Annotated in this window: 10 protein-coding genes; 1 reads left to right on the forward strand and 9 read right to left on the reverse strand. The window is 68.2% G+C overall.

What is annotated here, in order from left to right:
* The first annotated feature begins 95 nt into the window (after positions 1-95).
* Entirely contained in the window at positions 96-4,073 is a 3,978-nt protein-coding gene (putA, locus tag RHOSA_RS20625) for a bifunctional proline dehydrogenase/L-glutamate gamma-semialdehyde dehydrogenase PutA (RefSeq protein WP_215904988.1), read from the forward strand.
* A 33-nt stretch (positions 4,074-4,106) separates the two neighbouring features.
* On the opposite strand, the gene RHOSA_RS0105135 is transcribed toward putA, so the two are convergent.
* The 9 genes from RHOSA_RS0105135 to RHOSA_RS20645 form a co-directional block, all read right to left on the reverse strand.
* Positions 4,107-4,658, reverse strand: a complete 552-nt coding sequence (locus RHOSA_RS0105135; protein ID WP_027287827.1) for a TadE/TadG family type IV pilus assembly protein — start codon at positions 4,656-4,658, stop codon at positions 4,107-4,109.
* A 10-nt stretch (positions 4,659-4,668) separates the two neighbouring features.
* The gene (locus RHOSA_RS0105140) at positions 4,669-5,241 is read right to left on the reverse strand and encodes a TadE/TadG family type IV pilus assembly protein (protein WP_027287828.1); all 573 of its coding nucleotides are present in this window, start codon (positions 5,239-5,241) and stop codon (positions 4,669-4,671) included.
* Positions 5,238-6,671 carry a pilus assembly protein TadG-related protein gene (locus RHOSA_RS0105145; protein ID WP_027287829.1) on the reverse strand — a complete coding sequence of 478 codons (1,434 nt, stop codon included), beginning with the start codon at positions 6,669-6,671 and terminating at the stop codon, positions 5,238-5,240. Before RHOSA_RS0105145 ends, RHOSA_RS0105140 begins: the two co-directional genes overlap by 4 nt.
* 142 nt (positions 6,672-6,813) lie before the next feature.
* Positions 6,814-7,776 (reverse strand): type II secretion system F family protein, encoded by a 963-nt coding sequence (locus RHOSA_RS20630; protein ID WP_051431825.1) that lies wholly within the window; start codon positions 7,774-7,776, stop codon positions 6,814-6,816.
* Entirely contained in the window at positions 7,773-8,768 is a 996-nt protein-coding gene (locus RHOSA_RS0105155; protein WP_027287830.1) for a type II secretion system F family protein, read from the reverse strand. Before RHOSA_RS0105155 ends, RHOSA_RS20630 begins: the two co-directional genes overlap by 4 nt.
* The gene (locus tag RHOSA_RS20635) at positions 8,765-10,444 is read right to left on the reverse strand and encodes a TadA family conjugal transfer-associated ATPase (protein ID WP_081728486.1); all 1,680 of its coding nucleotides are present in this window, start codon (positions 10,442-10,444) and stop codon (positions 8,765-8,767) included. The genes RHOSA_RS0105155 and RHOSA_RS20635 overlap by 4 nt, the downstream gene beginning before the upstream one ends.
* A gap of 9 nt (positions 10,445-10,453) precedes the next feature.
* Positions 10,454-11,677: a CpaE/TadZ family protein gene (locus RHOSA_RS0105165; RefSeq protein ID WP_027287831.1), complete on the reverse strand. Its 1,224-nt coding sequence runs from the start codon at positions 11,675-11,677 to the stop codon at positions 10,454-10,456.
* Positions 11,674-12,423, reverse strand: coding sequence for a CpaD family pilus assembly lipoprotein (locus RHOSA_RS24020; protein ID WP_169816597.1), 750 nt, complete (start codon positions 12,421-12,423; stop codon positions 11,674-11,676). The genes RHOSA_RS0105165 and RHOSA_RS24020 overlap by 4 nt, the downstream gene beginning before the upstream one ends.
* A 13-nt stretch (positions 12,424-12,436) precedes the next feature.
* Positions 12,437-13,819 (reverse strand): type II and III secretion system protein family protein, encoded by a 1,383-nt coding sequence (locus RHOSA_RS20645; RefSeq protein ID WP_081728488.1) that lies wholly within the window; start codon positions 13,817-13,819, stop codon positions 12,437-12,439.

Below are 13,819 nucleotides of genomic sequence, written 5' to 3' on the forward strand. Positions count from 1 at the left end.
ACAAGCCGCCCGTTCCCGGGGGCGTCACTGGCTAAGGCCGGGCGGCGTCCCCGGGCCGCCGGGCCGCAATGTACGACTCACAACCGGTTGAGCCCATGCCCGAGAAGATGATCTTCAAGACGCCGCTGCCCGATCGTGGCGATCTGCGTGCCCGGATCGACGCCCATTACCGCGGCGACGAGACGGCCTGCATCACGACCCTGCTGGCGGCGCTGGAGGACCTGCCCGAGGGCAGTCAGCGCACCATCCAGAGCTACGCCCACCAGTTGGTCGAGGCGGTGCGTGCGGAGACCGCGCATCAGGGCGGGATCGACGCCTTCCTGCACGAGTACGGGTTGTCCACGCAGGAAGGCGTGCTGTTGATGTGCGTGGCCGAGGCGCTGCTGCGCGTGCCGGATGACGAGACGCGCGAGTGGCTGATCCGCGACAAGCTGGGCACGGCGGACTGGCGCCAGCACCTGGGGCACTCCCGCTCGCTGTTCGTCAACGCGTCCACCTGGGCGTTGATGATGACCGGCCGGGTGGTGCGCATGGCCGATGCCCGCGGGCAGGGGCCGGAGCAGGCGCTGCGTCGGCTGGTCGCGCGCCTGGGCGAGCCGGTGGTGCGCGAGAGCGTCAACCAGGCGATGCGGATCATGGGCCGGCAGTTCGTGATGGGCCGGACCATCGAGGGCGCGCTGGAGCGTGCGCACGCCTGGCAGAAGCGCGGCTACAGCTATTCCTACGACATGCTGGGCGAGGCGGCGCGCACGATGGCCGACGCCCGGCGTTACTTCGACCACTATAAGCACGCGATCCAGCAGATCGGCCAGCAGGCGGAGGGCAAGGGGCCGATCAACGGCCCGGGCATCTCGGTCAAGCTGTCTGCGCTGCATCCGCGCTACGAGGTTGCCAACCACGACCGGGTGATGGACGAGCTGATGCCGCGGCTGCGCGCGCTCTGTGTGGAAGCGGCGCGCTACGACATCGGTCTCAACATCGATGCGGAGGAAGCCGACCGCCTGGACATCTCGCTCGACTGCATCGAGGCGATCTCCGGCGACCCCGACCTGAAGTCCTGGCAGGGCTTCGGGGTGGTGGTCCAGGCCTATCAGAAGCGCGCCTACTACGTGCTCGACTACCTGGCGGATATGGCCCGCCGGCACGAGCGCCGGCTGATGGTGCGCCTGGTCAAGGGCGCTTACTGGGACATGGAGATTAAGCGCGCTCAGGAGCAGGGCGTAAGCGACTACCCGGTATTCACCCGCAAGACCAACACCGACGTCGCCTATCTCGCCTGCGCGCGCAAGCTGTTCGCCAATACCGATGCCTTCTATCCCCAGCTTGCTACCCACAACGCGCATTCGATCGCCAGCGTGCTGGAATTCGCGGGCAACAGCCGGGACTTCGAGTTTCAGCGCCTGCACGGCATGGGCGAAGAGCTGTACGAGCGGGTGATCGAGCACGACCAGGTCGGTGCGGGCTGCCGGATCTACGCGCCCGTGGGCCAGCATGAGGACCTACTCGCCTACCTGGTTCGGCGGCTGCTGGAGAACGGTGCCAACAGCTCCTTCGTCAACCGGATTCAGGACGACTCTCTGCCGATCGAGGAGATTGTCGCCGATCCCGTCCGGGCGGTTCGCGGTCTGTCGCGGGTGCCGCATCCGCGCATCCCGCTGCCGCGCGACATCTATGGGGCGAACCGGGTGAACGCGCAGGGCGTCGACCTGTCCGACCGGGTGCAGCTGGACAGTCTCGGTCAGGAGATGGAGCAGGTTCTGGCCGAACGCTGGACCTCGGGTCCGATCGTGGGCGGCGACGATGCGGCTGGCCAGGACGGCCGCGAGGTCAGCATGCCGCACGACCGCGCCCGCACGCTGGGCGAGGCGACGGAGGCCACCGACGATCAGATCGAGCGTGCGATCGCGACGGCGCAGAAGGCGGCGGCCGATTGGGCCGCCAAGCCTGTGGTCGAGCGCGCGGCCTGCCTGGAGCGTGCCGCCGATCTGATGGAGCAGGAGATGTCGAGCCTGCTCGGACTCGTGGTGGCGGAGGTCGGCAAGACCCTGAACGACGCGGTTTCGGAGGTGCGGGAGGCGATCGACTTCTGTCGCTACTACGCCCTGCAGGCGCGCCAGAACCTGTCTGGCGAATTCCGGGTGCGCGCGCCTGCCGGCAGCGGCGAGAAGATCGCCATGCAGGGCGGCGGCGTGTTCACCTGCATCAGCCCCTGGAACCTGCCGTTTGCGATCTTCAACGGCCAGGTGGTGGCCGCCCTGGCGGCTGGCAATGCAGTACTCGCCAAGCCGGCCGAGCAAAGCCCGCTGATCGCCGCCCGGGCGGTGCGCCTGTTGCACCGCGCCGGCATCCCGCCGGAGGTACTGCACCTGTTGCCCGGAGATGGCGCGCGGGTGGGCGGCGCGCTGACCCGCGACCCGCGGATCGCCGGCGTCTGCTTCACCGGCTCCACCGAGACGGCGCGGCGGATCAACCGCACGCTGGCCGCCCGCGATGGGGCGGCGATCCCCTCCCTGATCGCCGAGACCGGCGGCCAGAACGCGATGATCGTGGACTCGACCGCGCTCACCGAGCAGGTCGCCCGCGACGTCATCGTCTCCGCCTTCCAGAATGCCGGCCAGCGCTGTTCGGCGCTGCGCGTCCTGTATGTCCAGGAGGATGTCGCCGAGCGCACGCTGGACATGATCGCCGGCGCGATGGACGAGCTGCGCGTGGGCAATCCGCAACTGCTCTCGACCGACGTCGGTCCGGTGATCGACGACGACGCCCAGGCGATGGTTGACCAGCACATCAAGCGGATGCTGGGCGAGGCCAAGGAAATACGCCGCGCGCGCCTGGGCCAGGGCACCGAAAACGGCAGTTTCGTCACCCCGGCGGCGTTCGAGATCGACCGGATCGGGCGGCTGGAGCGCGAGGTGTTCGGGCCGGTGCTCCACGTCGTGCGCTACCAGGCCGACCGGCTCGACCAGGTGGTCGACGAGATCAACGCCACCGGCTATGGCCTGACGATGGGGGTGCACAGCCGGATCGACGAGATGTGGAAGCGCGTCTACGACCGGGCGCGGGTCGGCAACTGCTACGTCAACCGCAACCAGATCGGCGCGATCGTCGGTGTGCAGCCGTTCGGCGGCCAGGGTCTGTCGGGCACCGGGCCGAAGGCGGGCGGACCGCTCTATCTTGAACGGTTCGTGGCCGAAGCGCCGCAGGACGGAGCGGCTTCCCCCACGTCCCAGGAGGCCGGTCAGGCGGTCGACCTCAAGGCGCCGCGGCTCGCCCGCAAGGCGTTGGAGCAGGCGCTCAAGACGCTGGACAAGCAGGGCCACGAATGGTTGCGACCGGCGGCCGACCGGGCCGCCATGCTGGAGCGTGCGGCTGCCGCGATTGAGGCGGGCGCGAAGCCGCTGCAAAAGCTCGGCAAAGCGGCCGGAGATGCCCAGGCCGGCGCGGACTTTCTACGCGTCTACGCCGCCCAGGCGGCCGAGGAACTGGCCGAGCCGAAGCAGATGCCGGGGCCGACCGGGGAACGCAACGAACTGTCCTTCTGGCCACGCGGTACGGTCGCCTGCCTGGCGCTCGGTGGCGACGGCACCGCCTCTCAGGTCAGCGCATTGATCGCGCAGGCGGGCGCGGCGCTCGCCGCCGGCAACACGGCGCTCTTGTGGGCCGAAGCGGACGGTGCGGCCGCCGCCGTTGCCAAGGTGCTGCAGGAGGCGGGGGTGCCTGATTACGCCGTGCAGGCGGTCGAGCCGGGCAAGGATGCCGGGCTGGACGCGCTGCTGACGGCCGAACCGGTGCATGCCACCGCGATCGCCAGCGACCGGGCGAGCGCGGCAGCGGTCAACGCCCTGCTGGCTGAGCTCGACGGGCCGATCCGCACGCTGATCCGCTTCCGCCCGACGCCGGCGGATGCGGGCGCGGGCGACCTTGGCCAGCCGGTGGCGAGCAGCCCGGCCTATCTGCATCGCTTCGTCCACGAGCGCAGCCTGTCGATCGATACGACGGCCTCGGGCGGCAACGCCTCGCTGCTGTCGATCGAGGAGGGACCGCAACTGCCAGGGCAGGTCGCCGCGGAATAGGGGCTTGCGGTATGCGCGCCTGAGCGCCTGGCGTCAGTTCAGCGAAGCGAGTGTGCCGCGGCGGGGTCGGAAATAGGCGACCTCGCGCACCAGACGATCCGGGACGATGCCGAGCAGCCAGGGGTCGTAGTCGTAGACCGTCTCGGCGACCACCAGGGCCTCGCCACCGAAGGTGACCAGACCGTCGGGCACGTTGGCCGTCTCGCCGACCTGGCCGACGGTGCTGGCCACGGACAGGCTGCCGCCCCCGGCCGACTGCCAGGCGACCTCGGGCGGTTGGTCCGCGCCCGGCACGATGACCCCGCTGACGATAATGCGCAGCTTCGCCCCCGCATCGAACGGGTTCATCATCACCGGGGCGGCCGAGAACAGGGCGGACAGGTCGCTGCCGGAGACCTCCTCCGGTCGGCTCATGATGTCGCCGACGTTGCCGGCGACGTTCTGCACCTTCATGGACAGCTGAACGAAACGCCCGACTTCCAGCGTGCCGAGCAGCGTGACCACCAGCAGCGGCAGGATCAGTGCGAACTCGATCGCCGCAGCCCCACGGGTCGATTTGAGCAATCGTCTCACAGGCTGGGTCATTGCTGCCGGGTCATTGCTGATTGAACGGTTCGTTGCGGACCGGAACGGAGCTGGTCAGTTCGAGGTCCTGGACGATCGGCTTCATCAGCCCGGTGATGCCTTCCCAGGGGTAGCGGACCTCATAGACGACCACCTCCTCGGCCTGGCCCAGCCCGGGCGCGCCCTGGTCGGCGTCCCAGCTGCCGTTGCCGTTGACATCGGTGAAGCTCTCGCCGTCGTCGTACGCGTCGTTGGCGTTGGCGTCGTCGAAGCCTTCGGCCTGATCGATGCTGTCGAACCCCTGATAGACCTGCGTCTCGATCACCAGTCGGTCCATATCGACAAGGCCGAAGGTGCGGTCCTGAATGATCTGGCGGATCATCTCCTCGCGTGTCCCGTCGGATGGCTGTGCGCCGGTGGCGCCATAGCGCGCGGCTTGCAGCGAGGCGCTGTCGAGCATGGAGGCAGTGGTCAGCAGCACCGCGAACTCCAGAAGGCCGCCCATCAGCAGCACCATCGGCAGCGCGATCAGGCCGAATTCCAGCAAGCTGCCACCGCGCCGGTCGCGCAGCACGGCGAGACACTGGCGACCTTGCGGCCTCATTCCACGATCCTCAGATTGGCCAGTTCCTGACCGATCGTCCGGAAGGCGGGTGCCAGATCGTCGTTGTCGGGGGCGTGGAAGTAGTTGCCGGGGTCGCTTGCGCAGGCGCGGAACAGATCCCGAATGCGGCCGCTGCTGGCGCCGCTGCCGAAGGTGATCGTGTAGATCGTGATCCCCCGGTCCTTCATCTTCTGGCAGACGTCGGCGAACTTGCCGTCGAGCGTGTCCAGGCCGTCGCCCTCGTTGGTCGCGGATGGCATGAACTCTTCGCCGATCCGGCCGTAGCCTGTGTAGTCGGAGACGTAGTCGTCGTCGCCGTCGTAGTCGAAGAACTGGTTCTGGCCGTCGGACAGGACGATCGCGACCTTGGACACCTTCTCGTCGTTGTAGTCGACGGGCCAGACGCTGCCCGGCCAGACGCCGCGCCATCGCGGGGACAGCGTGCGCCAGCCCCAGACCAGCCCGAGGTTGCTGGTCGTGCCGCCGCGGTGCCAGGCGGCCATCGCGTCGATCGCGTTCGTGATCTCGGAGCGTTCGCGGGTCAGTGGCGTGATCGCCGGCCCACAGCCGAGGTTGGGCCCCGTCCCCGAGTTGCGCGACCACACCGATTCGTCGACGTCGGGCCACTGGTTGCCATTGGCGTCGCCATCCGGATCGTACAGCGTAGAAGGGTAATAAAAGACGTCGAAGCGTTCGGTGGTTGGCGGGGCGTCGGTCTCGTCGCGGTTGCTCTGCCAGCGGGCCTCGACGCATCCCTTCCAACTGGTCGGGCTGAAGTTTGGGCCGGCATTGACCCAGCCGCTGTGCTCCGCGCCGACGTTCACGGTCGCGGTGTAGGGCACCAGACTGAACCACAGTTCGTCATATCGCTCGGCATCGCCGAACACGATGTTCACCAGCTGCTGCGCGGCGTTCTTCATCGCGTCGATCTTGCTGCCGTACATCGACCCGGTGTTGTCCATGACCAGCGCGATCTCCGTGCCCGATGTCACCCGCTGGATGACCGAGCGCGCCGAGACATTGATCGAGTCCTTTCCGAAGACGCGCATGAACCGGGTGGGCATGCTCGTCTGGGCGGTGACGGTGATAAACTCGGCGTTGCTGTCGATCTGGATGTCGATGTCTTCCGCCGAAATGTCGCTACCCATCAGGCCGTCGCGGTAGTTGGCGGCGAAGAAGGCGCGGGCGTCCGCTTCCACGCGGTCTTCCAACGCCACGCGTCCGGCCGCGAGGCCTGCGGCGTCCAGCGCCTTGCCCATGCGCGATTCGACGACGAACGCGCGGGTCGTATCGATCGCCAGCCCCGTGCCGCCGATCAACGGGATGGTGCTGAGCGCCATGATCACGCCCGCGCCGCCTTCGCACGCCCGCAGGCAGCGCCCCAGCGTCTTGAGTAACGGGTGTGTCCGGAGATTGATCGACGGTCGCATGTCATCCTCCCGAATTGGGAGCTTGACGATATTATCTGACGGTTAAATGGAGATAAATGTAGGCGATTTAATATTAATGTTAATTTCGTCTATAATTGAATTATTGATTTTATATTTGTTCTATTATTGTCTGTGCCATAAGTTAGTTGATGCTCTTGAACATGTCGCCGATGTCCATCACGGCTGGGCCGAGCAGCACGACGAACAGTGCCGGCAGGATGAAGACGATCAGCGGCACGGTCATCAACGCGGGCAGGCGCGCGGCCTTTTCCTCCGCGCGCAGCATGCGGGTCTCGCGCATCTCGCCCGCCAGGACGCGCAGGGCCTGGGCCAGCGGGGTGCCGAACTTCTCTGTCTGGAACAGTGTGTTCACGAGCGCCGTGACGCCCTGCAGCGGGCAGCGCTTGGCTAGGTTCTCCAGCGCCACGCGGCGGTCGGGCATGAACCGCAGTTCGAGCAGCGTCAGCCCGAATTCGTCGGCCAGCGCGGGGCTGGCCGGCTTGATCTCGGTTGCCACCCGCTTGAACCCGGCGTCCAGACTTAGGCCCGATTCCGCGCAGATCACCATCAGGTCGAGCGCATCCGGCAGAGCCTTATTGATCTGCTTCGTGCGCTTTTGAATCTGGTTTTTGACCAGCAATTCGGGCAGGTGGCTGCCGATCAGCGCGGCCATGATCACCCCCGCCAGCTTGAGCATGCTGGCGAGGTCGCCCGGGTAGGCGACGAACAGGTAAAGCGCCGCCAGCCCGGCCGCGATTCCCGGCAGCACCAGTTTCCCGAACAGGTAGAGCGTGACCGCGTCATTCGACCGCCAGCCGGCCTGGGCCAGCTTGACCGACAGCGCCGCCCCGCGACGGTCGCGCATGATGTTGAATCGTTCGACCAACCGCTTGATCAGCGCCATCGCGTCGTCGCCGGCGGCGGGTCCGCGACGTTGCGCTTGCGGCCGGCCGCGCCGGGCGGCGGCGGTGCGCACGCGCGCCACCCGCTCGCGCCTGGCCGCAGCGGCGTTGGACAGCACGTACACGGCGATGAAGGCGCTGAGCGCGAAGGCCAGCGGGATCAGCGCCAGCGGGCTGGCCCACTGCGCCATCAGGTCGCTCATATCTCGAACCTCACCATCTTGGCCATCACCGCCACCCCGATCAGTTCGCTGCACAGCCCCACTGCGATCAGCACGTGGCCGAACGGGTCGGTGAACAGCCGCGACATGTAGTCGGCGTTCAGCAGGAACAGCACGCCCGCCATCACGAACGGCAGGGCCCCCAGCAGATAGGCACTGGCCCGGGCTTCCGACGACAGTGCCTTGATCTTCAGGCGCATCTGCTGGCGCCGGCGCAGCAGGCGGGACAGGTTGTCCAGCGTCTCGGTCAGGTTGCCGCCGGTTTCCCGCTGCAGACCGACCGAGATCGCCAGAAAGTTGAACTCCGGCACGTCCAGCCGGCCGGCGACGTCCCACAGCGCGTCTTCCAGGTTGGTGCCCATGCGCACGAACCGGTCGATCTGTGTGAACTCGGCCCCGACCGGGCCCTCGAAGTCCTTGGCGACCGTGCCAATCGTCTCGGTCACCGGCAGGCCGGACTTGAGGCCGCGCACCATCACGTCGATCGCATCGGGCAGTTCCTGCAGGAACCGCTTCACCCGCTTGCCGCCCAGATAGCCAACCACGAACCGAGGCAGCAGCCAGCCGCCGCCCAGGCCGGTCGCGAGAACCGCCGGCCACAGTTCCTGGCCGACGAGAGCAAACGCGATCCCGGCGAACAGCGCCCCGATCGCCAGGCAGGCCATGACGTAGCGCGCCAGCGGCATGGTCAGGCCAGCCCGCGCCAGGCGCGCGCGCAGCTTGTCGCGGCCGGGCAACGCGCGACGCAACAGCAATTCCAGTTGGCGGAAGCGGCCCTGCACCTCGTCGCGGCGCAGGCTGGCCGGCGTGTTGCCGGTCGCGCCGGCTATCGTGCGCCGGTGGCCCGCCGCCCGCTGCAGGCGTCGGCGCCGCTGACCGTTGTTGCCCAGGGCGACCAGCAGGCCGCCGACCGTACCGGCCAGTGCGAGCGTGCCCAGGAACACCCCGGCCATGATCAGGGTCGGGTCGGTCATTGGCCGGGCGCTTCCCGGTTGCAGCCCATTGCGTCCAGCAGTTTGTCGGCGAGGCCGAAGTATTCGGCCCGGGTGGTGAAGTAGGGCCGCAGGCCGGACGAGCGGAAGCTGCCGGTCAGCTGGCCGTCCGGGCCTTCGCCCTGGAACTCGAAGGCGAACAGGTCCTGGGTGGTGATCACATCGCCTTCCATGCCCACAACCTCGCTGACCTTGGAGATCCGGCGCTTGCCGTCGCGCATGCGCGAGATCTGCACGATCAGGTTCACGGCGTCGGAAATCTGGGTGCGCACGGCCTTCGCCGGCAGTTTGAAGCCGGACATCGCGACCATGTTCTCGAGGCGGGTCAGGGCTTCGCGCGGGGAGTTGGCGTGCAGCGTGCACATCGAGCCGTCGTGGCCGGTGTTCATTGCCTGCAGCATGTCCATGGCCTCCGCCCCGCGAATCTCGCCCAGGATGATCCGGTCGGGGCGCATGCGCAGTGCGTTCTTGACCAGGTCGCGCATGGTAATCTCGCCCAGCCCCTCCAGGCTGGGCGGGCGGGTTTCCAGGCGCACCACGTGAGGCTGCTGCAGCTGCAGCTCGGCGGCGTCCTCGATCGTCACGATGCGCTCGCCATGATCGATCAGGCGGCTCATGGCGTTCAGCAGGGTCGTCTTGCCGGAGCCCGTGCCGCCGGAGATCAACACGTTCAGCTGACAGCGCGCGGCGATCTTGAGCACGTTCGCCAGTGGCTCCGACACGTTGTTCTGTCGGGCCATCACCTCGAGGGTGATCTTCTTCTTGGCGAACTTGCGGATCGAGATCGACGCGCCGTCGATCGCCAGCGGTGGGGCGATGATGTTGACGCGGCTGCCGTCCTCCAGGCGCGCGTCGACCAGCGGGGAGGATTCGTCGATCCGCCGTCCGACCCGGGTGACGATCCGGGTTGCGATGTTCATGACGTGGGCGTTGTCGCGAAACTCGACGTCGGTCAGTTCCAGCTTGCCGCCGCGCTCGACGTAGACCTGGTTGGGGCCGTTCACCATGATGTCGGTGACCGTCTCGTCGGCCAGCAGCGGCTCCAGCGGGCCCAGGCCCAGCATGTCGTTGAGCAGCAAGCGGCACAGCTGCTTTTGCTCGTTGCGGTTCAGCTGGACCTTCTGCTCGATCAGCACCTCGCCGATCATCTCGCCGATCTGACGTTCCAGCTCCGCAGGTTCGAGCGAGGAGGCGACCGCGACGTCGATCCGCTCCATGACGAACGGCTGCACCGTCTGCTTGGCCGCGCGCAGGCGGTTCGGTTTGCTGCGCCCGTTCTTGGGCGCGTCGTCGTTCGCCTCCGGCTCGGCCGTTGTGTCGGGTACAGGGGCCGCGGGCGGGGCGGGCGGCGTGGTGCCGTGGGCCTGCTGGGTCGCTGCCTTGGTTTCCGCCAGCAGGGCGTTCAGCACGTCGGTCACGACGTTGCGCTGGCTCAGCATGTCCAGCTGCTTGCCGTCCTGGCTCAACACCGCGTCCAGGCAGGCACCGACCTCCCGCGCCAGTTCCCGCCGGGAGTGGTTGGCGAGCGCCGCGATGTCCAATTGCGCGCGCACCTTGTCCTGGACACGCGCGACTAGACTGTCGTCGCGCGCGGACGCCGGGTTCGCGCCCTCTGCGGCAGTGGTATTGTCAGGGCTCGCCTGGGTGTCGTCGAGCATGCCCGCGGCCTAGCCTTTCTTCAGGAAGCCGAGTAAGGCGCGTTTACGCGTGCGTGGCGCGCCGACGAGGTCGACCAGCAGAGTGCGCAGGTCGGCCAGCAGCTTGGCCTTGGGCGCGCTGTGACTGAGCGTCCGGCCGGCCATCGCCGACTTGGCGACGTTCTCCGGATCGAAGCTCAACTGCGCGGCCAAGTCACTTTCCAGCTCTTTGTCGAACTCGCGCGCGTCGACGTGGCCGGGTGCCTGCTTGCCGACCCGGTTAGCGACGACCCGGACGCGCAGCTTGCCGTCCTGTTGCTTGGCCAGCCGGATCAGCCGGTTACAGTCGCGCAGGCCGGGCAGCGACAGGTCGGTCACGATCACCAGGTCGGTGACTTGTTCCAGCAGGTCGGGCTGCTGGCCCAGCAGATGGCGCGGCAGGTCGGCGACCAGAACGTCGCGGCTTTCGCGCAATTTGGCGAGCAGCTGGGTGACGGCTGTGCGCGGCATCACGGGGACGTCGTCGACCGCCTCTTCCGCAGCGAACACGCTCAGGCGCGCATCCGCCTTGACCGCCAGATTGTCGATCATGCTGTCGTCGACCCGTTCGGGATCCTCCAGCGCCTCGCGCAGGCCGGCGGCGGGCTGCAGGTCCAGCGACAGCGCCTGGCAGCCGTATTGCAGGTCAAGGTCGAGCAGGCCGGTCTGACGCTCCCGCTCGCTGGCGATCAGCCAGGCCAGGTTGCCCGCGACCGTCGAGGCGCCGACGCCGCCGCGCGCGCCGACCACCGCGATGCAGCGCCCGCGTCGGACCGGCGCCGCCTGGCCAGCGGGGCGGCTGGTTTCCGCGCGCGCGACCGCGGCGGCGAGCTGTTGGGTGTGGACCGGCTTGACCAGGTAGTCGCAGGCGCCGGCATCCATCACCCGGCGGAACATCGCGACGTCGTTCTGCGTACCGAGCGCGATCACCTTGCTGCCGGCCGCGAGTTCGCCGAGGCTGGCGGCGATGTCCTCGACATCCTCCATCCCCGATAGGTCGACCAGCAGGATATCCGGCGCTGCCACGACGCCCAGCTGTCGTAGCGCTGCGCCCAGGCCGCCGCGCTGCACTTCGGCGGGCGGCCAGCCGCGCTTGCCGGCCAGTTGCACGGCCGCGGCGTAGGTGGTGTCGTCGGAAACGAACGCGCCGAACGGTTCGCGCGCATCCAGATCCGGATCGGCGGAGAATACCGACTGGTCTTCGGCCAGGCTCATTGCGCCATCCCCTCCTTGCTGCCGTTGCCAGTGGGCCGGTAGTTGCCGCTGCTGGCTTCCTTGTCGGCGGCGACATTGGCGCCTCTGTCGTCGTTCAGGAACGAGGGGGTGTAGCTGCGGCCGTCATGGTAGTCGCGCACCGGGATGGCCGTGCGGGCGCCGGACACCGGGCCCATCTCCCGGCCGCGCAGCAGGTCGCGCGGGTTCGCCACCATCAGACCCAGGTTGCGTCGGTCGGCGCAGCCGAAGTTGCTGGACGGCAGGTTCGAGTTGTCGCTGATCCGGGTGCGGCTATAGTCCGGGCAGTCCGGCAGCACGACGTGGTAGCGCGCGATCCGCACCAGCACGTCGCCGTCGCCCGGTCCGGCGGTATCCAGCAGCGGGTCGCTGGCGCGCGGCGCGAAGCCGCGCTGACGCAGCAGTCGGACGACCTGTTGCCGGCGTCGTTCGGCGATGTCGCCCGACGTCGGTGCCGCCGCGACCACCACGGTGGCCTGCCGGTCGGCGCCGCTGTCGCGCAGGAAGCGGTCGAGCGCGGCCCGTTCACCCGCCGACAGGTCGCTCGTATCGCCCGGGAAGGCGACGTCGTGGCGGTACAGCGTGCGCTCGACGCCCAGCTTGTGGGCCTGCGGACCGACCGCGTCCGGCGGGGTGACGGGGTAGCCGCAGCCGGTGAGCGCGGTGGCGGCGGTCAGCACGGCGCTTACGCCGACCAAGCACAAGACGCGGGGGAAACGAACGGTCACGGGCCAGCTCTCCCTATTCTTCCAACATGAAGCCGACGGGGCCGGCCAGTGACTTGCCGTCCAGCTCGTTCCGGGCGGCCATCCGCGCGCGGCTGTTCTCGCCCTGCATCCGGCCGAAGAAGATTCGCTCGATGTCATCCGGCGGCAGCAGCTCGTCGGTCGGCGCCGCCAGCTGCCGGGTGGAGACCGGCTTGACGATGTAGGGGGTGATGATGATCGCCAGCTCGGTCTCGCCGCGCTTGAACTTGTCGGACTTGAACAGCGCGCCCAGGATCGGCAGGTCGCCGAAGCCCGGCAGCTTGCGCACCTGCTGGTTCTGGGTGTTCTTCAGCAGGCCGGCGATCGCGAAGCTCTGACCGCTGGCAAGTTCCACGGTGGTGGAGGCGCGACGGGTGTTGATCGCCGGAACGGTGATGTTCTGGAACCGGAAACCTTCGTTGAAGTTGAGCTCGCTCACTTCCGGTGCCACCGCCAGGGAGATCTGGCCGTTGTCCAGCAGGGTCGGGGTGAACTCCAGCTGGACGCCGAACTCCTTGAATTCGACGGTGATCCGGTCGTCGGTCTCGGACACCGGGATCGGAAACTCGCCGCCCGCCAGGAAGGTCGCCGTTTCCCCGGACATCGCCGTCAGGTTCGGCTCGGCCAGCACGGTGATCAGGCCTTCCTGGCTCAGCACGTCGAGCGTGCCGGTCAGGCTGTCGTTGCCCGAGATGAAGTTGCCCATGGCGCTGTACGGATTGCCCGAGGCGAGGCCGCCCAGGCCGCCGCCCGCAAGACCGATCGCGCCATCGCCGCCGTTGAGCATCGCCTGCCAGTCGACGCCCAGTTCCTTGGTCAGTTCCCGGGCCACTTCGGCGACGCGGACCCGCAGGTTGATCTGCGTCGGGCCGGTCACCTGAAGGCGGTTGATCACGTTCTGCTCGCCCACAAACCGGGCGGCAAGGCGGCGTGCCTGCTCGGCCGCCGACGGGGAGGGCAGGCGGCCCGACAGCAGGATGGCATCGCCGATCGCGCGCACCTTAATCGGCTGGGCCGGTGCAAGGTCGGCAAGGGCCCGCTCCAGGGCGGCCAGGTTGTGCTGCACGACCAGGCGTTCGCTCATCACTACCTGGTCGTTGGCGTCGACGGCGAACATCGTCGTCTCGCCCGGATTCTTGCCGAACACGTACACCAGCCGGGGCGACTTGACCTGCACGTCGGCGATTTCCGGATCGGCGACGAAAACGCTGTTCACCGGCCGCTCCAGGCGCACCAGCACGCCCTGGTCCCGGTTCAATGCCACGCTGTTGTCGCCGGTATCGACGACTTCCGCGGCGCTGGCGGGGTGCGCCGCCGGCAGGGCCAGGGCAAGCGCGAAGCACGCCGCGCGCATCGGGCGGGAGAGGGGGAATACCAT

The sequence above is a fragment of the Rhodovibrio salinarum DSM 9154 genome, from assembly GCF_000515255.1.
Lineage (GTDB): Bacteria > Pseudomonadota > Alphaproteobacteria > Kiloniellales > Rhodovibrionaceae > Rhodovibrio > Rhodovibrio salinarum.

Excerpts from the sequence above, each read along its gene's own strand:
- RHOSA_RS0105145 (WP_027287829.1), bottom strand. The coding sequence starts at position 6,671 with ATGCGACCGTCGATCAATCTCCGGACACACCCGTTACTCAAGACGCTG.
- RHOSA_RS0105165 (WP_027287831.1), bottom strand. The coding sequence starts at position 11,677 with ATGAGCCTGGCCGAAGACCAGTCGGTATTCTCCGCCGATCCGGATCTG.
- RHOSA_RS20635 (WP_081728486.1), bottom strand. The coding sequence starts at position 10,444 with ATGCTCGACGACACCCAGGCGAGCCCTGACAATACCACTGCCGCAGAG.
- RHOSA_RS0105135 (WP_027287827.1), bottom strand. The coding sequence starts at position 4,658 with ATGACCCAGCCTGTGAGACGATTGCTCAAATCGACCCGTGGGGCTGCG.
- RHOSA_RS20645 (WP_081728488.1), bottom strand. The coding sequence starts at position 13,819 with ATGGTATTCCCCCTCTCCCGCCCGATGCGCGCGGCGTGCTTCGCGCTT.
- putA (WP_215904988.1), top strand. The coding sequence starts at position 96 with ATGCCCGAGAAGATGATCTTCAAGACGCCGCTGCCCGATCGTGGCGAT.
- RHOSA_RS20630 (WP_051431825.1), bottom strand. The coding sequence starts at position 7,776 with ATGAGCGACCTGATGGCGCAGTGGGCCAGCCCGCTGGCGCTGATCCCG.
- RHOSA_RS0105140 (WP_027287828.1), bottom strand. The coding sequence starts at position 5,241 with ATGAGGCCGCAAGGTCGCCAGTGTCTCGCCGTGCTGCGCGACCGGCGC.
- RHOSA_RS0105155 (WP_027287830.1), bottom strand. The coding sequence starts at position 8,768 with ATGACCGACCCGACCCTGATCATGGCCGGGGTGTTCCTGGGCACGCTC.